This window comes from Amycolatopsis sp. DSM 110486, from assembly GCF_019468465.1.
Lineage (GTDB): Bacteria > Actinomycetota > Actinomycetes > Mycobacteriales > Pseudonocardiaceae > Amycolatopsis.
This window is the reverse complement of sequence record NZ_CP080519.1, coordinates 4,492,941-4,508,442: the sequence shown is the minus strand read 5'-3', so window position 1 is coordinate 4,508,442 and position 15,502 is coordinate 4,492,941. Positions and strand designations below refer to the sequence as shown.

Genomic DNA, 15,502 nt, shown 5'->3' with positions numbered 1-15,502 from the left:
AGCGTGTCGCCGACTCTAACAGCTTCACAGGGCGCGTCCGCAGCGCGTGTGCGTTTTCCGTCTCAGCCGATCCCGAGACGCCTGGGGCGATGTCGCAGGTTGGACCGTTCGCACCCGAAATGATCACCTGTTCGGCCCCGGTCTTCGGTAGGTGTCCCGGTGGCCGCTACACCCTGGACGCACGGGTGCGGCCAGGGTTGCTTCGTTGCGGGGCAACGGGATCGGGCCGCGGGCGCGAGTCCCGCGCGGCCGGCTGCAACGTCCTCAGTGGCCCTCAGCGGACGCGTCCGGCCCACTCCGCGCGACGGCGCCTACCGCGGCCGCGAACGCGCGTACAGCGCTTGTGGACGAGCCCACACAACGAATCGGGCCCACCCAGCTGTGCGCTGGATGGGCCCGAGTCGTGTGTCAGGTGCTTCAGTTGCCTCAGTTGGCGGTGGCGGAACCACCGGCAGCTTCGAGCTTCTCCTTGGCAGAGCCGGAGAAACCGTCCGCGGTGACGTCCAGCTTCACGCCGTCGACGTCGCCGTTGCCGAGGACCTTCACGAGGCTGCCCTTGCGGACGAGACCGCCCGCGACGAGCTCCTCGACGCCGATCTTGCCGCCGTCCGGGAAGACGCGGGCGATGTCGCCCACGTTCACCGGCTGGTACTCGGTGCGGAAGCGGTTCTTGAAGCCACGCAGCTTCGGCAGCCGCATGTGGATGGGCATCTGCCCACCCTCGAAGCCGGCGGGCACGTTCTTACGGGCCTTGGTGCCCTTCGTGCCGCGACCGGCCGTCTTGCCCTTCGAGCCTTCACCACGGCCGACGCGCATCTTCTCGCGCTTCGAGCCCGGAGCCGGACGCAGGTGGTGGATCTTGATGGCCGTCATGCCTGGACCTCCTCGACCTCCACCAGGTGGCGGACGGTGTGGATCAGGCCGCGCACCTGGGGGGTGTCTTCACGCACGACGCTCTGGCGGATCTTGCGCAGCCCGAGGGTGCGCAGCGACTCGCGGTGAGCGTGCTTCGTGCCGATCTTGCTCTTGACCTGGGTGACCTTGAGCTGAGTCATGTCACGCCCCCTGGCCCGCGCGCTGGCGCAGCATCCGGGCCGGAGCGACGTCCTCGAGCGGGAGACCGCGGCGGGCCGCGACCTCTTCGGGACGCTGCAGACCCTTCAGGGCCGCCACGGTCGCGTGCACGATGTTGATCGCGTTGTCGGAGCCGAGCGACTTCGACAGCACGTCGTGAACACCCGCGCACTCCAGCACCGCGCGCACCGGGCCACCGGCGATGACACCGGTACCGGCCGAAGCCGGACGCAGCAGCACGACACCGGCGGCTTCCTCACCCTGGATCGGGTGGGGAATGGTGCCGCCGACGCGAGGCACGCGGAAGAAGTTCTTCTTCGCTTCCTCGACGCCCTTGGCGATGGCCGCGGGAACTTCCTTGGCCTTGCCGTAGCCGACGCCGACCTGGCCGTCACCGTCACCGACGACGACGAGGGCGGTGAAGCTGAAGCGACGACCACCCTTGACGACCTTGGCGACGCGGTTGATCGTCACGACCTTCTCGAGGTGCGGGGTCTTGTCCTGACCGGCCCCGCCACGGCCGCTGTCGCGCCGGTCCCGGCCGCCACCGCGGCGGTCATTGCGGTCGTTGCCGCCCTGACCGCCCGGTCCGCCCTGGCCGCCGCCGAATTGCCGCGTACGTCCCGGCATCAGGCTTTCCTTCCATTGACGAGCATCTGCATCAGAACTCCAACCCCGCCTCACGGGCGGCGTCGGCGAGCGCGGCGATGCGGCCGTGGTAGGCGTTGCCACCACGGTCGAACACCACAGCCGAGATCCCGGCCGCCTTGGCGCGCGCGGCGACGAGCTCGCCGACCTTCGCGGCCTTGGCCTTCTTGTCGCCGTCGGTCGCCCGGACGTCCGCCTCGAGGGTGGACGCCGACGCCAGGGTGTGGCCGGCGAGGTCGTCGATCAGCTGCACGGCGATGTGCCGCGAGGACCGCTTGACGACCAGGCGCGGACGAACCGGCGTGCCGTTGACCTTCTTGCGCAGGCGGAAGTGCCGACGGGTCTTCGCGACGCGGCGGCGGGTCGAGACATCCTTGCCGACCGGCTTGCGCTTCGTGGTAGTCGTGTCGCTCATGATCACTTACCCGTCTTTCCGACCTTGCGGCGGATCTTCTCACCCTCGTAGCGCAGGCCCTTGCCCTTGTACGGGTCGGGACGGCGCAACTTGCGGATGACCGCGGCGATCTGGCCGACCTTCTGCTTGTCGATGCCGGACACCGAGAACCGGGTGGGCGTCTCCACCTTGAAGGTGATGCCCTCCGGCGCCTCGATCTTCACCGGGTGGCTGTAGCCGAGGGCGAACTCGAGGTCCGAGCCCTTGGCCTGCACGCGGTAACCAACGCCGTGGATTTCCATCTTCTTCTCGTAGCCGGCGGTGACGCCGACGACGAGGTTGTTCACCAGCGTACGCGTGAGACCGTGCAGCGCCTTGGAGGTGCGCTCGTCGTCCGGGCGCTTCACCTGCAGGGTGCCGTCTTCACCGCGCTCGACGGTGATGGGCTCCGCGAGGGTGTGCTCGAGGGTGCCCTTGGGCCCCTTGACCTGAATGTGCTGACCGTTGATGGTCACGTCGACCCCGGAGGGGACGGCGACCGGCAGCTTTCCGATGCGTGACATGTCTGTGCCCCCTTCCTTACCAGACGTAGGCGAGGACTTCGCCGCCCACGTTGTTGCGCTTGGCCTGACGGTCGGTCTGCAGGCCACCGGACGTCGAGATGATCGCGACGCCGAGGCCACCCAGCACGGACGGCAGTTCGGTCGATTTTGCGTACACCCGCAGACCCGGCTTGGACACGCGCCGGAGGCCGGCGATGCTGCGCTCGCGGTTGGGGCCGTACTTCAGCTCCACGATGAGGTTCTTGTGCTTCTCGCCCGGCTCGTCGCGGTAGCCCGCGATGTAGCCCTCGCGCTTGAGGATCTCGGCGATGTTCGCCTTGATCTTCGAGTGGGGAAGCACGACCTCGTCGTGGTACGCCGAGTTCGCGTTACGCAGACGAGTCAAGAAGTCTGCGATGGGGTCGGTCATCGTCATGGTGACCTGTCAACCTTTCTCGCCTGGTTCCCCGCCCTCTCGGGCGGGGCCTGTGGCGAACTGGGAAATAGTTTCGAGCCTCTTACCAGCTGGACTTGCGGACGCCGGGCAGCTCGCCCGCGTGCGCCATCTCCCGGAGACAGATCCGGCAGAGCCCGAACTTGCGGTACACCGAGTGCGGCCGACCACAACGGTTGCAACGGGTGTAACCCCGCACGGCGAACTTCGGCTTCTTGGCGGCCTTGTGGACCAGAGCTTTCTTGGCCATCGGCTCAGTTCTCCTTGAACGGGAAGCCGAGCTTGCGCAGCAGCGCCCGGCCCTCGTCGTCGGTGGTGGCGGTGGTGACGACCGTGACATCCATGCCGCGCGGACGGTCGATGGCGTCGGGGTCGATCTCGTGGAACATCGACTGCTCGTTGAGACCGAACGTGTAGTTGCCGTTGCCGTCGAACTGCTTGCCGGACAGACCGCGGAAGTCGCGGATACGGGGCAGCGCGATGGTGAGCAGCCGGTCGAGGAACTCCCACATCCGGTCGCCGCGCAGCGTCACGCGCGCACCGATCGGCTGGCCCTCACGCAGCTTGAACTGCGCGATGGACTTGCGAGCCTTCCGGACTTCCGGCTTCTGGCCGGTGATCAGCGACAGGTCGCGGACAGCACCCTCGATGAGCTTGCTGTCGCGGGCCGCGTCACCCACACCCATGTTCACGACGACCTTCACGACGCCGGGAATCTGGTGCACGTTGGGGATGGAGAACTCCTTCTGGAGTTCGCCCTTGATCTCTTCGCGGTACCGGGTCTTCAGACGCGGCACCATCTTCTCTGCGGTGGTCATGTCAGATGTCCTTGCCGTTCCGGCGCGAGACCCGGACCTTCTTGCCGTCCTCGCCGATGCGGTAGCCCACGCGGGTCGGCTTACCGTCCGAGTCCACGACCATCACGTTCGACACGTGGATGGGCGCTTCCTGGGTCACGATGCCGCCGGACTGCGCACCACGCTGGGTCTGAGTGATCCGGGTGTGCTTCTTGATCCGGTTCACGCCCTCGACCAGCACGCGGTCGCGCTCCGGGTAGGCCTGGATGACCTTGCCCTTGGCGCCCTTGTCCTTGCCGGCGATGACGACGACCGTGTCGCCCTTCTTCACCTTCATGGCTTACAACACCTCCGGCGCGAGCGAAATGATCTTCATGAACTTTCGGTCGCGCAGCTCGCGGCCCACCGGGCCGAAGATGCGGGTGCCACGAGGCTCGTTGTCGTTCTTGATGAGCACGGCGGCGTTCTCGTCGAAGCGGATGTAGGAACCGTCCGGACGACGACGCTCCTTCACCGTGCGGACGATGACCGCCTTGACGACGTCGCCCTTCTTCACCCCGGCAGCCGGGATGGCGTCCTTCACGGTGGCGACGATGATGTCACCGATGCCCGCGTAGCGCCGCCCGGAGCCACCGAGAACACGGATGCAAAGGATTTCCTTAGCACCGGTGTTGTCGGCAACCCGAAGCCGCGACTCCTGCTGGATCACGTCAACTCCTGTATGTCGCGCTGGTTCTCGCTCGCGCGAGCCTTGCGGAACCAAGGACTCCGAAGAGCCCTGCTTACTTGGCCTTCTCCACGACCTGCACGAGGCGCCAGCGCTTCGTCGCCGACAGCGGCCGGGTCTCCATCAGGGTGACCCGGTCGCCCACGCCCGCCTCGTTGTTCTCGTCGTGCACCTTGACCTTGGTGGTGCTGCGCAGAACCTTCGAGTAGCGCGGGTGCTTCTTGCGGTCCTCGAGCTCGACCACGATCGTCTTGTCCATCTTGTCCGAGACGACGTAGCCCTCGCGCACCTTGCGGTAGTTACGCGCGAGCTTCTCGGTGGTGGGCTCGCTCATGCGGCACCTTCACTCTCGCTGTCGGGGGCCACGGACAGGCCGAGCTCACGCTCACGCATGACCGTGTAGATCCGCGCGATGTCCGTACGGACGGTGCGCAGCCGACGGTTGTTGTCCAGCTGCCCGGTCGCCATCTGGAAGCGGAGGTTGAAGAGCTCCTCCTTGTATTCCTTCAGACGCAGCACGAGCTCTTCCGCGGTGAGCTCACGAAGCTCCGAAGCCTGGGCGGCGCCGTTGGCCATCAGAACTCACCACCTTCACGGGTCACGATGCGGCACTTCATGGGCAGCTTGTGGATCGCGCGACGGAGCGCCTCACGGGCGGTCTCCTCGTTCGGGAACGAGATCTCGAACATCACGCGACCCGGCTTCACGTTGGCGATCCACCACTCGGGCGAACCCTTACCGGAACCCATGCGGGTTTCCGCCGGCTTCTTGGTCAGCGGGCGGTCCGGGTAGATGGTCGTCCACACCTTGCCGCCACGCTTGATGTGACGGGTCATGGCGATACGAGCGGACTCGATCTGCCGGTTCGTCACGTAGCTGTGCTCAAGCGCCTGGATGCCGTACTCGCCGAAGCTGACCTTCGTACCGCCCTTGGCGGCGCCGTGGCGCTTCGGGGAGTGCTGCTTCCGGTGCTTGACCCTGCGTGGGATGAGCACGTCTCAGCCCTCCGTCTTTTCTGCGGTCTCGGCAGCCGGGGCCGCCTCGGTCGCCACGGGTGCCGCGTCTTCGTTCTTCGCGGCGGCAGCAGCGCGACCGGCTTCGGTCGAGGTCGCCGTCGTGCCCGAGGCGCCGGAGCGGCGCGGGCGAGACGGACGGTCACCGCGGTCGCGGCGCGGGGCCCGCTCGGCAGCCGCGGCGGCGTCGCGCGCCTCGCGGGCCTTGAGGCCACCCACCAGCTCGCCCTTGTAGATCCACACCTTCACGCCGATGCGACCGAACGTCGTCTTGGCCTCGAAGAAGCCGTAGTCGATGTCGGCACGCAGCGTGTGCAGCGGAACCCGGCCGTCGCGGTAGTGCTCGGAGCGGGACATCTCGGCACCGCCGAGACGACCGCCGCACTGCACGCGAATGCCCTTGACCTGCGGCGAACGCATGGAGGTCTGGATCGCCTTGCGCATCGCGCGGCGGAACGCCACGCGGTTGCTCAGCTGCTCCGCGACACCCTGCGCAACGAGCTGGGCGTCGGACTCGGGGTTCTTGACCTCGAGGATGTTCAGCTGGACCTGCTTGGCGGTCAGCTTCTCCAGCGCGCCACGGATCCGGTCGGCCTCCGCACCACGACGGCCGATGACGATGCCCGGCCGGGCGGTGTGGATGTCGACGCGAACGCGGTCACGGGTGCGCTCGATCTCGACCTTGGAGATGCCGGCGCGCTCCATGCCCGTGGACAGCAGCTTGCGGATCTTCACGTCCTCGGCCACGTACTCCGAGTACTGCTTGTCGGCGTACCAGCGCGACTTCCAGTCCGTGGTGATACCCAGGCGGAAGCCGTGCGGGTTGATCTTCTGGCCCACTACCGGCCACCTGCCTTCTTCTTGCTCTGCGCCTTCTTCACGTCGGCCTTCGGACGCGACTCCACCTCGACGGTGATGTGGCTGGTCCGCTTGCGGATCCGGTACGCGCGGCCCTGGGCCCGCGGGCGGATGCGCTTGAGGGTCGGGCCCTCGTCGGCGTACGCGTTCTTGACCCAGAGCGTCTCCGGGTCGAGCTGAAGGTTGTTCTCGGCGTTGGCCACGGCACTGGCGAGCACCTTCGCGACCGGCTCGCTGGCCGCCTGGGGGGCGAACCGGAGCACGGCCAAGGCGTCGGCGGCGCTACGTCCCTTGATGAGCTCGATCACCCGGCGCACCTTGGTCGGCGAGTCCCGGACGAAGCGAGCCCGCGCGTAAGCCGTAGGCAGAGCCTCGACCGTCGCGTCGTTCTGGGCGTTCATCGCTACTTCCCTTGTCTTGTTTCGTGCCCGCTCAGCGGCGGCGCGACTTGCGGTCGTCCTTGATGTGACCCTTGAAGGTCCGCGTCGGGGCGAACTCGCCCAGCTTGTGACCCACCATGGCCTCGGTGACGAACACCGGGACGTGCTTGCGGCCGTCGTGCACGGCGATCGTGTGACCCAAGAAATCCGGGATGATCGTCGAGCGACGCGACCAGGTCTTGATCACGGTCTTCTTGTTGGCCTCGTTGAGCGCGTCCACCTTCTTGAGCAGGTGGTCGTCCACGAAGGGCCCCTTCTTAAGGCTGCGTGGCATGTTCTTCTACCTCCCTGCTCAGCGCTTGTTCTTGCCGGTACGGCGGCGGCGGACGATCATCGCGTCACTTGCCTTGCGGCGACGCGTGCGGCCCTCGGGCTTACCGTTCGGGTTCACCGGGTGGCGACCACCGGAGGTCTTACCCTCACCACCACCGTGCGGGTGGTCGACCGGGTTCATGACGACACCACGGACGGTGGGGCGCTTGCCGCGCCAGCGGTTACGACCCGCCTTGCCCCAGTTGATGTTGCCGTGCTCGGAGTTGCCCACCTCGCCGACGGTCGCGCGGTTGCGCACGTCGACGTTGCGGATCTCGCCCGAGGGCAGCCGGAGCTGGGCGTAAGGCCCGTCCTTGGCCACCAGCTGCACCTTGGCGCCGGCGGAGCGCGCCATCTTCGCGCCGCCACCGGGGCGGAGCTCGATCGCGTGGACCACGGTGCCGACCGGGATGTTGCGCAGCGGCAGGTTGTTACCCGGCTTGATGTCGGCGCGAGGGCCGTTCTCGACGGTGTCGCCCTGCTTCAGCTTGTCCGGCGCGATGATGTAGCGCTTCTCGCCGTCGGCGTAGTGCAGGAGCGCGATGCGCGCGGTGCGGTTGGGGTCGTACTCGATGTGCGCGACCTTGGCCGGCACGCCGTCCTTGTCGTTACGACGGAAGTCGATGACGCGGTAGGCGCGCTTGTGGCCGCCACCCTTGTGACGGGTGGTGATCTTGCCCGACGAGTTACGACCGCCCGAACCGCTCAGCGGACGCAGCAGCGACTTCTCCGGCGTGGAGCGGGTGATCTCGGCGAAGTCCGAGACGCTCGAACCGCGACGACCCGGGGTCGTCGGCTTGTACTTGCGGATGCCCATTGTCAGCTCAGTCCTTTACGCGGTGGGTCCGCCGAAGATCTCGATCGCCTTGCTTTCAGGCGAAAGAGTCACGATGGCGCGCTTGGTGTCCTTGCGCTTGCCGAAGCCTGCGCGAGTCCGCTTCCGCTTGCCCTGACGGTTGGCCGTGTTGACGCTGACCACCTTGACACCGAACACCTTCTCGACCGCGATCTTGATCTGGGTCTTGTTGGCGTCCGGGCGGACGATGAACGTGTACTTGTGGTCCTCGAGCAGCCCGTAGGACTTCTCGGAGATGACCGGCGCGAGCAGGATGTCGCGGTGGTCCGGAATGGCGACCGAGCTCACTTCTCGTCACTCCCTTCCGAAACTTCGCCCGACCGAGCGGAGGCCTTGACGGCCTTGCCACTGGCGGGGCCTGCGACGAACGCGTCGTACGCGGCCTTGGTGAACACGACGTCGTCGTTGACCAGCACGTCGTAGGTGTTGAGCTGGTCCGCCCAGAGAATGTGGATCTCGGGGAGGTTCCGCAGGGAGACCCAGCTGAGCTCGTCGGCCCGGTGCAGCACCACGAGCACGCGCTTCGCCTGCGTCACGGCGGCGATCGCGGTCTTGGCAGCCTTGGTCGACGGCTTTTCGCCGGTGACCAGTTCGGTCACGACGTGCAGCTGGCCGGCGCGAGCCCGGTCGGAGAGGGCGCCACGCAGAGCGGCGGCCTTCATCTTCTTCGGGGTGCGCTGCGTGTAGTCACGCGGCGTGGGGCCGTGGACGACGCCACCGCCGGCGAACTGCGGCGCGCGGGTCGAACCCTGGCGGGCACGACCGGTGCCCTTCTGCCGGTACGGCTTCTTGCCGCCACCGGAGACCTCACCACGGGTCTTCGTGTCGTGCGTGCCCTGGCGCGCGGCGGCCAGCTGGCCGATCACGACCTGGTGCATCAGCGCGATGTTGGCCTGCACGTCGAAGATCTCCGCGGGGAGGTCGACCGTGCCGTCGGCTTTACCGGCCGGGGTCTTCAGCTCGACGCTTGTCATTCGGAGTTACCACCCTTCGCGGCGCTGCGCACGAACAGCAGGCCGCCCTTGGGACCGGGCACCGCGCCCTTGATCAGCAGCAGGCCGTCTTCGGCACGCACCGCGTGCACGGTCAGACCCTGCGTGGTGACCCGGTCGGAGCCCATCCGGCCCGCCATGCGCAGGCCCTTGAAGACGCGGCCGGGGGTGGCGCAGCCACCGATGGAACCCGGCTTGCGGTGCACGGCCTGAGCACCGTGGCTCGCGCCCTGGCCCTTGAAGCCGTGGCGCTTCATGACACCGGCGTAGCCCTTGCCCTTGCTGGTACCCGTGACGTCGACCTCGACGCCGGCGGCGAACACCTCAGCGGTGATCTCCTGACCGACCTCGTAGGTGTCCGCGTCGGTGGTACGCAGCTCGGCGAGGAAGCGCCGCGGGGTCACGCCCGCCTTGTCGAAGTGGCCGGTGCGCGGCTTGTTCACCCGGCGCGGGTCGACCGCACCGAAAGCCAGCTGCACGGCCGCATAGCCGTCCTTGTCCTGGGTCCGAACCTGGGTGACCACGTTCGGACCGGCCTTCACGACGGTGACCGGGACAACCCGGTTCTGCTCGTCGAAGACCTGGGTCATGCCGAGCTTGGTGCCCAGGATGCCCTTCATCTGCCTGTCAGACATGAGTCTCTTACTCTCCGCCGCTCGCCAGCCGCTACTGGATGTTGACGTCGACGCTCGCCGGCAGGTCGATGCGCATGAGCGCGTCGACCGTCTTCGGCGTCGGGTCGAGGATGTCGATCAGACGCTTGTGCGTGCGCATCTCGAAGTGCTCGCGCGAGTCCTTGTACTTGTGCGGCGAGCGGATGACGCAGTAAACGTTCTTCTCGGTGGGCAGCGGCACCGGCCCGACAACACGGGCACCGGTGCGCGTGACCGTCTCCACGATCTTGCGCGCCGAGGTGTCGATCGCCTCGTGGTCGTAGGCCTTGAGCCGGATGCGGATCTTCTGTCCCGCCATGGTGGCTGCTCGTTCCTTCGTCGTCTCGTGCCGCTTTGTCTCGTCAACCCGGGCCTGAGGCCCCGGTTTCAGCAGTTCAACGGCCCTGTCCCCGGTCCACGCGGTCGGGCGTGTCGCGCCCGACGCACAGACGGATCCCGTGGGATCGTCCTGCCTGGTCTTCCTCAACGTGAGGAGGCCGCGAGCCCGCCGCGCCGCATCAACTGCAAGCACCGCCGGCCACTTGGCCTTTGCCCGCTAGCCTCACCCCGAAGGAAGAGCTGGACGGACCGTGGCCACTCGTACAGGGGCGGCCGGAACCCCGTGAGTCAATCGAACAACTCGAGGATTCGGCCGCCCCGGGACGAGCAACCTGAATAGTGTCGCACACGTGAGTTGACGCCCTTGACCGGGGGGTGTAGTAGCCCGGTCAAGGGCGTCGAAATCACTTGATGATCTTGGTGACCTGACCCGCACCCACGGTGCGGCCGCCCTCGCGAATCGCGAAGCGCAGGTTCACGTCCATGGCGATGGGCTGGATCAGCGCCACCGAAATGTCGGTGTTGTCGCCCGGCATGACCATCTCGGTGCCCTCGGGGAGGGTCACGACGCCGGTCACGTCAGTGGTGCGGAAGTAGAACTGCGGGCGGTAGTTGTTGAAGAACGGGGTGTGACGACCACCCTCGTCCTTCGACAGGATGTAGACCCGGCCCTCGAAGTCGGTGTGCGGGGTGGTGGTACCCGGCTTCACGACGACCTGGCCGCGCTCGACGTCCTCGCGCTTGATACCGCGGACGAGGAGGCCGACGTTGTCGCCCGCCTGGCCCTGGTCCAGCAGCTTGCGGAACATCTCGACACCGGTGACAGTCGTCTTGGTCGACTTCTCCTTGATGCCGACGATCTCGACCTCTTCGTTCACGTTGACCACGCCACGCTCGACGCGGCCGGTGACGACGGTGCCGCGACCGGTGATGGTGAAGACGTCCTCGATCGGCATGAGGAACGGCTTGTCGAGCTCACGCACCGGGTCCGGCACGTTGTCGTCGACGGCGGTCATGAGCTCGAGGACAGCCTCGGCCCACTTGGCGTCGCCCTCGAGAGCCTTCAGGCCCGAGACGCGCACGACCGGCGCGTCGTCGCCCGGGAACTCCTGCGAGGACAGCAGCTCGCGGACCTCCAGTTCGACGAGCTCGAGGATCTCCTCGTCGTCGACCATGTCGGCCTTGTTCAGCGCGACCACGATGTAGGGCACGCCGACCTGGCGGGCGAGCAGCACGTGCTCGCGGGTCTGCGGCATCGGGCCGTCCGTGGCGGCCACGACCAGGATCGCACCGTCCATCTGGGCGGCACCGGTGATCATGTTCTTGATGTAGTCCGCGTGACCGGGGGCGTCGACGTGCGCGTAGTGACGCTTCTCGGTCTGGTACTCGACGTGCGAGATGTTGATCGTGATACCGCGCTGGCGCTCTTCGGGCGCGTTGTCGATCTGGTCGAACGCACGCGACTCGTTGAGCTCCGGGTACTTGTCGTGCAGAACCTTGGTGATCGCCGCGGTCAGCGTGGTCTTGCCGTGGTCGACGTGACCGATGGTCCCGATGTTGACGTGCGGCTTGCTCCGCTCGAACTTCGCCTTCGCCACTGGAATGTCCTCCTGGACTGATTTCGCTTTGTGCTCACCGGCCGGCGTGGCTGCCAACCGCTGATTGTTTCTCGTCTTTGCTGCGGACGTTCAGGAGTGTTCCTTATGCCCGCGAGCGAAGGGGAACTACTCCCCCGTCGCCTTCGCGATGATTTCCTTCGCGACGTTCGCGGGAACCTCGGCGTAGGAGTCGAACACCATGGAGTAGTTCGCGCGACCCTGGGTGCGAGACCGCAGGTCGCCGACGTAACCGAACATCTCCGACAGCGGTACCACTGCCTTGACGACACGGGTACCGGCGCGCTCCTCCATGGCCTGGATCTGGCCACGGCGGGAGTTGAGGTCACCGATCACGTCACCCATGTAGTCCTCGGGAGTCGTGACCTCGACGGCCATCATCGGCTCGAGGATGACCGGGCCGGCCTTCTTCGCGGCTTCCTTCATCGCCATGGAACCGGCGATCTTGAACGCCATCTCCGAAGAGTCGACCTCGTGGTACGCGCCGTCCAACAAGGTGAACTTCAACCCGACGAGCGGGTAGCCGGCCAGCACGCCGTACTGCATGGCGTCCTGCCCGCCCGCGTCGACCGACGGGATGTACTCCCGCGGCACGCGGCCGCCGGAGACCTTGTTGTCGAACTCGTAGAGTGCACCGTCGGTCGTCTCGAGCGGCTCCAGCTTCACGATGACCTTCGCGAACTGGCCGGAACCACCGGTCTGCTTCTTGTGCACGTAGTCGAGCTTGTCGACCGTCTTCTTGATCGTCTCGCGGTAGGCGACCTGCGGCTTACCGATGTTCGCCTCGACCTTGTAGTCGGACTTCATGCGGTTCACCAGCACCTCGAGGTGCAGCTCGCCCATGCCCGCGATGATCGTCTGGCCCGTGTCCTCGTCGAGCTGGACCTGGAAAGTGGGGTCTTCCTCGGCCAGCTTCTGGATCGCGAGCGACAGCTTCTCCTGGTCGGCCTTCGTCTTCGGCTCGATGGCCACGCGGATAACGGGATCCGGGAAGGTCATCGACTCGAGGACGACCGGGTTCTGCGGGTCGGCCAGCGTGTCACCGGTCGTGGTGTCCTTCAGGCCGATGACCGCGTAGATGTGGCCGGCCTGGGCCTCGTCGACCGGGTTCTCCTTGTTGGAGTGCATCTGGAAGAGCTTGCCGATGCGCTCCTTGCGCTCCTTGGTCGCGTTGACGACCTGAGTGCCCGCGGAGATCTTGCCCGAGTAGACCCGGATGTAGGTCAGCTTGCCGAAGAACGGGTGTGCGGCGATCTTGAAGGCGAGCGCGGCGAACGGCTCGTCGACCGACGGCCTGCGCAGGACCGGGGTCTCCCCGTCCGGCAGCGTGCCCTCGACGGCCGGCACGTCCAGCGGGGACGGCAGGTAGTCGATGACCGCGTCCAGCATCGGCTGCACGCCCTTGTTCTTGAACGCGGAGCCGGTGAGCACCGGGTACGCCTCGCGCGCGACGGTGAGCTTGCGGATGCCGGACTTGATCTCGGCTTCCGTGAGCTGCTCGCCCTCGAGGAACTTCTCCATCATGGCATCGTCGGTCTCGGCGACGGCCTCGACGAGCTTCTCGCGGTACTCGGCGGCGCGGTCGGCCAGCTCGGCCGGGATCTCCTCGACGGAGTAGTCCTCGCCCTTGCTCACCTCGCCGCGCCAGGTCAGCGCCTTCATGCGGACCAGGTCGACGACACCCTCGAAGTCGTTCTCGGCGCCGATCGGCAGCTGGATGACCAGCGGCCGGGCACCGAGACGCTCCTCGATGGTGCGCACGGTGAAGTAGAAGTCGGCACCCAGCTTGTCCATCTTGTTGACGAAGCAGATGCGCGGAACTTCGTACTTGTCCGCCTGCCGCCAGACCTGCTCGGACTGCGGCTCGACACCTTCCTTGCCGTCGAAGACGGCCACGGCGCCGTCGAGCACGCGGAGCGAGCGCTCCACCTCGACGGTGAAGTCGACGTGCCCGGGGGTGTCGATGATGTTGATCTGGTGATCGGCCCAGAACGTGGTGGTGGCAGCCGAGGTGATGGTGATACCCCGCTTCTGCTCCTCCTCCATCCAGTCCATGGTGGCGGCGCCGTCGTGGACTTCGCCGATCTTGTAGTTGATCCCGGTGTAGAACAGGATCCGCTCGGTGGTGGTGGTCTTACCGGCGTCGATGTGCGCCATGATCCCGATGTTGCGGACCTTGTTCAGGTCGGTCAGCACTTCACGTGCCACGAGAGTGTTCCCCTGTCTCGAACGTGGGGCCCGGCATGGCTTGGATCGGCAGCCGGGCGGTCATCACCAGCGGTAGTGCGCGAAGGCCTTGTTGGACTCGGCCATCTTGTGCGTGTCTTCGCGGCGCTTGACGCTGGCGCCAAGGCCGTTGCTCGCGTCGAGCAGCTCGTTCTGCAGCCGCTCGATCATGGTCTTCTCGCGGCGAGCCTGCGAGAAGGAGACCAGCCAGCGCAGCGCCAACGTGGTGGAGCGGTTGGGCTTGACTTCGATCGGCACCTGGTAGGTGGCGCCACCGACGCGGCGGCTCTTCACCTCGATGGTGGGCTTCACGTTGTCGAGCGCGCGCTTCAGCGTGACGACCGGGTCGGTGCCGGTCTTCTCGCGAGCGCCTTCCAGCGCGCCGTACACGATGCGCTCGGCCAGCGACCGCTTCCCGTCCTTCAGCACCTTGTTCACCAGCTGGGTGACCAGCGGGGAGGCGTAGACCGGGTCGGAGATCAGAGGCCGCTTGGGGGCCGGACCCTTGCGGGGCATTAGCTCTTCTCCTTCTTCGCGCCATAGCGGCTGCGCGCCTGCTTGCGGTTCTTCACACCCTGGGTGTCGAGCGAACCGCGGATGATCTTGTAGCGAACGCCCGGCAGGTCCTTCACCCGGCCACCGCGCACGAGCACCATCGAGTGCTCCTGCAGGTTGTGGCCCTCACCGGGGATGTACGCCGTGACCTCGATGCCGCTCGTCAGCTTCACACGCGCAACCTTGCGCAGCGCCGAGTTCGGCTTCTTCGGGGTCGTGGTGTACACGCGGGTGCACACGCCACGACGCTGCGGGCTCCCCTTGAGGGCCGCGGTCTTCTGCTTGGCAGCCTTGTCCTGGCGGCCCTTGCGGACCAGCTGCTGGATCGTGGGCAATGGACCAGCTTTCTGTCGCGTTCTTGCTGCTTCTTCGTGTCTTCACCGGCCCCCGCGGTCGGGCGTGTCGGCCCGCGTCACGGTCTCTCGACCGGTACTTTCCCGAAGGGGTTTTCCGTCGGAACCCCACGTGGACGAGGCCGGTGAACCGGGTGCGCGAGCACCCCGCTCATGCCGTACGGCACGCGGAGCGGCCCGACGCCTGCCGGGCACGGTCTCCAAAGATACCCGGCCACTTGACGGGCGGTCCGGGCGGGGGGTCCGAACTGACGGTGACCGCCCATCGTAACCCCAGATGAGGGCCCTGCGCCTAGAGCCGCGCGGAGAACCCATCATCCAGAACGTGACGGACGTCCCCCCTATTCCTCGGCTATTCCTCGTCCGGCTTCGCGTGGTCGGGCCGCCCCGGGTGGGGGTCGCGCGACAGGTCGATCAGCGGGTGGACGCCGGCCCCCTCAGGCGCGGCGTGACTCCCTTTGGTGTCCTTCTGCCCCTCTTCAGGCCGGTCGGCGGTGCCGTTGCCGTCCATGACGCACTCCTCAAGTCGGTTTCCCTGCGGCTCGCACGCTACCCATTTCCACTAACGGGTGACACACGGGGATGGAACGTCGCTTTCCCCAGGTGATCGACTTCCCCGTTAACCAGTGGACGAACCGGACACGATGATCTCG

At 66.8% G+C, this 15,502-nt stretch carries 26 protein-coding genes; all 26 read right to left on the bottom strand.

Annotation, left to right across the window (positions count from 1 at the left end):
• Positions 1–426: 426 nt before the first annotated feature.
• A complete protein-coding gene (rplO, locus tag K1T34_RS21990) occupies positions 427–873 on the bottom strand; it encodes a 50S ribosomal protein L15 (protein WP_220246092.1) in 447 nt (148 codons plus the stop codon).
• Entirely contained in the window at positions 870–1,055 is a 186-nt protein-coding gene (rpmD, locus tag K1T34_RS21985) for a 50S ribosomal protein L30 (protein WP_020643215.1), read from the bottom strand. The genes rplO and rpmD overlap by 4 nt, the downstream gene beginning before the upstream one ends.
• 1 nt (position 1,056) lies before the next feature.
• Positions 1,057–1,704, bottom strand: coding sequence for a 30S ribosomal protein S5 (gene rpsE, locus K1T34_RS21980; RefSeq protein WP_220246091.1), 648 nt, complete (start codon positions 1,702–1,704; stop codon positions 1,057–1,059).
• A gap of 31 nt (positions 1,705–1,735) precedes the next feature.
• Positions 1,736–2,137 (bottom strand): 50S ribosomal protein L18, encoded by a 402-nt coding sequence (gene rplR, locus K1T34_RS21975; protein WP_220246090.1) that lies wholly within the window; start codon positions 2,135–2,137, stop codon positions 1,736–1,738.
• A 2-nt stretch (positions 2,138–2,139) separates the two neighbouring features.
• Positions 2,140–2,679 carry a 50S ribosomal protein L6 gene (gene rplF, locus K1T34_RS21970; RefSeq protein WP_220246089.1) on the bottom strand — a complete coding sequence of 180 codons (540 nt, stop codon included), beginning with the start codon at positions 2,677–2,679 and terminating at the stop codon, positions 2,140–2,142.
• A 16-nt stretch (positions 2,680–2,695) separates the two neighbouring features.
• The gene (gene rpsH / locus K1T34_RS21965; protein WP_220246088.1) at positions 2,696–3,094 is read right to left on the bottom strand and encodes a 30S ribosomal protein S8; all 399 of its coding nucleotides are present in this window, start codon (positions 3,092–3,094) and stop codon (positions 2,696–2,698) included.
• An 82-nt stretch (positions 3,095–3,176) separates the two neighbouring features.
• Positions 3,177–3,362 (bottom strand): type Z 30S ribosomal protein S14, encoded by a 186-nt coding sequence (locus K1T34_RS21960; protein ID WP_220246087.1) that lies wholly within the window; start codon positions 3,360–3,362, stop codon positions 3,177–3,179.
• A gap of 4 nt (positions 3,363–3,366) precedes the next feature.
• Positions 3,367–3,930, bottom strand: coding sequence for a 50S ribosomal protein L5 (gene rplE / locus K1T34_RS21955; RefSeq protein ID WP_220246086.1), 564 nt, complete (start codon positions 3,928–3,930; stop codon positions 3,367–3,369).
• Between the two features lies 1 nt (position 3,931).
• Positions 3,932–4,246: a 50S ribosomal protein L24 gene (gene rplX, locus K1T34_RS21950; RefSeq protein ID WP_204091700.1), complete on the bottom strand. Its 315-nt coding sequence runs from the start codon at positions 4,244–4,246 to the stop codon at positions 3,932–3,934.
• A 3-nt stretch (positions 4,247–4,249) separates the two neighbouring features.
• Positions 4,250–4,618 carry a 50S ribosomal protein L14 gene (rplN, locus tag K1T34_RS21945; protein ID WP_004558867.1) on the bottom strand — a complete coding sequence of 123 codons (369 nt, stop codon included), beginning with the start codon at positions 4,616–4,618 and terminating at the stop codon, positions 4,250–4,252.
• Positions 4,619–4,691: 73 nt separating this feature from the next.
• Positions 4,692–4,970, bottom strand: a complete 279-nt coding sequence (gene rpsQ, locus K1T34_RS21940) for a 30S ribosomal protein S17 (protein ID WP_220246085.1) — start codon at positions 4,968–4,970, stop codon at positions 4,692–4,694.
• On the bottom strand, positions 4,967–5,212 hold the full coding sequence (rpmC, locus tag K1T34_RS21935) for a 50S ribosomal protein L29 (RefSeq protein WP_220246084.1): 246 nt from the start codon (positions 5,210–5,212) through the stop codon (positions 4,967–4,969). The genes rpsQ and rpmC overlap by 4 nt, the downstream gene beginning before the upstream one ends.
• The gene (gene rplP / locus K1T34_RS21930; RefSeq protein ID WP_004558864.1) at positions 5,212–5,631 is read right to left on the bottom strand and encodes a 50S ribosomal protein L16; all 420 of its coding nucleotides are present in this window, start codon (positions 5,629–5,631) and stop codon (positions 5,212–5,214) included. The genes rpmC and rplP overlap by 1 nt, the downstream gene beginning before the upstream one ends.
• A gap of 3 nt (positions 5,632–5,634) precedes the next feature.
• The gene (rpsC, locus tag K1T34_RS21925; protein ID WP_220246083.1) at positions 5,635–6,489 is read right to left on the bottom strand and encodes a 30S ribosomal protein S3; all 855 of its coding nucleotides are present in this window, start codon (positions 6,487–6,489) and stop codon (positions 5,635–5,637) included.
• Positions 6,489–6,908 carry a 50S ribosomal protein L22 gene (gene rplV / locus K1T34_RS21920; RefSeq protein WP_220246082.1) on the bottom strand — a complete coding sequence of 140 codons (420 nt, stop codon included), beginning with the start codon at positions 6,906–6,908 and terminating at the stop codon, positions 6,489–6,491. Before rplV ends, rpsC begins: the two co-directional genes overlap by 1 nt.
• A 31-nt stretch (positions 6,909–6,939) precedes the next feature.
• Positions 6,940–7,221, bottom strand: coding sequence for a 30S ribosomal protein S19 (gene rpsS, locus K1T34_RS21915; protein WP_153035997.1), 282 nt, complete (start codon positions 7,219–7,221; stop codon positions 6,940–6,942).
• Between the two features lie 18 nt (positions 7,222–7,239).
• Positions 7,240–8,076 carry a 50S ribosomal protein L2 gene (gene rplB, locus K1T34_RS21910; protein WP_220246081.1) on the bottom strand — a complete coding sequence of 279 codons (837 nt, stop codon included), beginning with the start codon at positions 8,074–8,076 and terminating at the stop codon, positions 7,240–7,242.
• A gap of 15 nt (positions 8,077–8,091) precedes the next feature.
• Positions 8,092–8,403, bottom strand: a complete 312-nt coding sequence (gene rplW / locus K1T34_RS21905) for a 50S ribosomal protein L23 (RefSeq protein ID WP_220246080.1) — start codon at positions 8,401–8,403, stop codon at positions 8,092–8,094.
• On the bottom strand, positions 8,400–9,089 hold the full coding sequence (gene rplD / locus K1T34_RS21900; RefSeq protein WP_220246079.1) for a 50S ribosomal protein L4: 690 nt from the start codon (positions 9,087–9,089) through the stop codon (positions 8,400–8,402). The genes rplW and rplD overlap by 4 nt, the downstream gene beginning before the upstream one ends.
• The gene (rplC, locus tag K1T34_RS21895) at positions 9,086–9,742 is read right to left on the bottom strand and encodes a 50S ribosomal protein L3 (protein ID WP_220246078.1); all 657 of its coding nucleotides are present in this window, start codon (positions 9,740–9,742) and stop codon (positions 9,086–9,088) included. The genes rplD and rplC overlap by 4 nt, the downstream gene beginning before the upstream one ends.
• Positions 9,743–9,773: 31 nt before the next feature.
• The gene (gene rpsJ, locus K1T34_RS21890) at positions 9,774–10,079 is read right to left on the bottom strand and encodes a 30S ribosomal protein S10 (RefSeq protein ID WP_003102098.1); all 306 of its coding nucleotides are present in this window, start codon (positions 10,077–10,079) and stop codon (positions 9,774–9,776) included.
• 424 nt (positions 10,080–10,503) lie between these two features.
• A complete protein-coding gene (gene tuf / locus K1T34_RS21885; protein WP_220246077.1) occupies positions 10,504–11,697 on the bottom strand; it encodes an elongation factor Tu in 1,194 nt (397 codons plus the stop codon).
• 126 nt (positions 11,698–11,823) lie between these two features.
• Positions 11,824–13,923 (bottom strand): elongation factor G, encoded by a 2,100-nt coding sequence (gene fusA / locus K1T34_RS21880; protein WP_220246076.1) that lies wholly within the window; start codon positions 13,921–13,923, stop codon positions 11,824–11,826.
• Positions 13,924–13,986: 63 nt separating this feature from the next.
• Positions 13,987–14,457 carry a 30S ribosomal protein S7 gene (rpsG, locus tag K1T34_RS21875; RefSeq protein ID WP_220246075.1) on the bottom strand — a complete coding sequence of 157 codons (471 nt, stop codon included), beginning with the start codon at positions 14,455–14,457 and terminating at the stop codon, positions 13,987–13,989.
• Positions 14,457–14,831, bottom strand: coding sequence for a 30S ribosomal protein S12 (gene rpsL, locus K1T34_RS21870; protein WP_003102113.1), 375 nt, complete (start codon positions 14,829–14,831; stop codon positions 14,457–14,459). Before rpsL ends, rpsG begins: the two co-directional genes overlap by 1 nt.
• A gap of 370 nt (positions 14,832–15,201) precedes the next feature.
• A complete protein-coding gene (locus K1T34_RS21865) occupies positions 15,202–15,360 on the bottom strand; it encodes a hypothetical protein (protein WP_220246074.1) in 159 nt (52 codons plus the stop codon).
• Positions 15,361–15,502: the final 142 nt, after the last annotated feature.

Excerpts from the sequence above, each read along its gene's own strand:
- rplO (WP_220246092.1), bottom strand. The coding sequence starts at position 873 with ATGACGGCCATCAAGATCCACCACCTGCGTCCGGCTCCGGGCTCGAAG.
- rpmD (WP_020643215.1), bottom strand. The coding sequence starts at position 1,055 with ATGACTCAGCTCAAGGTCACCCAGGTCAAGAGCAAGATCGGCACGAAG.
- rpsE (WP_220246091.1), bottom strand. The coding sequence starts at position 1,704 with ATGCCGGGACGTACGCGGCAATTCGGCGGCGGCCAGGGCGGACCGGGC.
- rplR (WP_220246090.1), bottom strand. The coding sequence starts at position 2,137 with ATGAGCGACACGACTACCACGAAGCGCAAGCCGGTCGGCAAGGATGTC.
- rplF (WP_220246089.1), bottom strand. The coding sequence starts at position 2,679 with ATGTCACGCATCGGAAAGCTGCCGGTCGCCGTCCCCTCCGGGGTCGAC.
- rpsH (WP_220246088.1), bottom strand. The coding sequence starts at position 3,094 with ATGACGATGACCGACCCCATCGCAGACTTCTTGACTCGTCTGCGTAAC.
- K1T34_RS21960 (WP_220246087.1), bottom strand. The coding sequence starts at position 3,362 with ATGGCCAAGAAAGCTCTGGTCCACAAGGCCGCCAAGAAGCCGAAGTTC.
- rplE (WP_220246086.1), bottom strand. The coding sequence starts at position 3,930 with ATGACCACCGCAGAGAAGATGGTGCCGCGTCTGAAGACCCGGTACCGC.
- rplX (WP_204091700.1), bottom strand. The coding sequence starts at position 4,246 with ATGAAGGTGAAGAAGGGCGACACGGTCGTCGTCATCGCCGGCAAGGAC.
- rpsQ (WP_220246085.1), bottom strand. The coding sequence starts at position 4,970 with ATGAGCGAGCCCACCACCGAGAAGCTCGCGCGTAACTACCGCAAGGTG.
- rpmC (WP_220246084.1), bottom strand. The coding sequence starts at position 5,212 with ATGGCCAACGGCGCCGCCCAGGCTTCGGAGCTTCGTGAGCTCACCGCG.
- rplV (WP_220246082.1), bottom strand. The coding sequence starts at position 6,908 with ATGAACGCCCAGAACGACGCGACGGTCGAGGCTCTGCCTACGGCTTAC.
- rpsS (WP_153035997.1), bottom strand. The coding sequence starts at position 7,221 with ATGCCACGCAGCCTTAAGAAGGGGCCCTTCGTGGACGACCACCTGCTC.
- rplB (WP_220246081.1), bottom strand. The coding sequence starts at position 8,076 with ATGGGCATCCGCAAGTACAAGCCGACGACCCCGGGTCGTCGCGGTTCG.
- rplD (WP_220246079.1), bottom strand. The coding sequence starts at position 9,089 with ATGACAAGCGTCGAGCTGAAGACCCCGGCCGGTAAAGCCGACGGCACG.
- rplC (WP_220246078.1), bottom strand. The coding sequence starts at position 9,742 with ATGTCTGACAGGCAGATGAAGGGCATCCTGGGCACCAAGCTCGGCATG.
- rpsJ (WP_003102098.1), bottom strand. The coding sequence starts at position 10,079 with ATGGCGGGACAGAAGATCCGCATCCGGCTCAAGGCCTACGACCACGAG.
- rpsG (WP_220246075.1), bottom strand. The coding sequence starts at position 14,457 with ATGCCCCGCAAGGGTCCGGCCCCCAAGCGGCCTCTGATCTCCGACCCG.
- K1T34_RS21865 (WP_220246074.1), bottom strand. The coding sequence starts at position 15,360 with ATGGACGGCAACGGCACCGCCGACCGGCCTGAAGAGGGGCAGAAGGAC.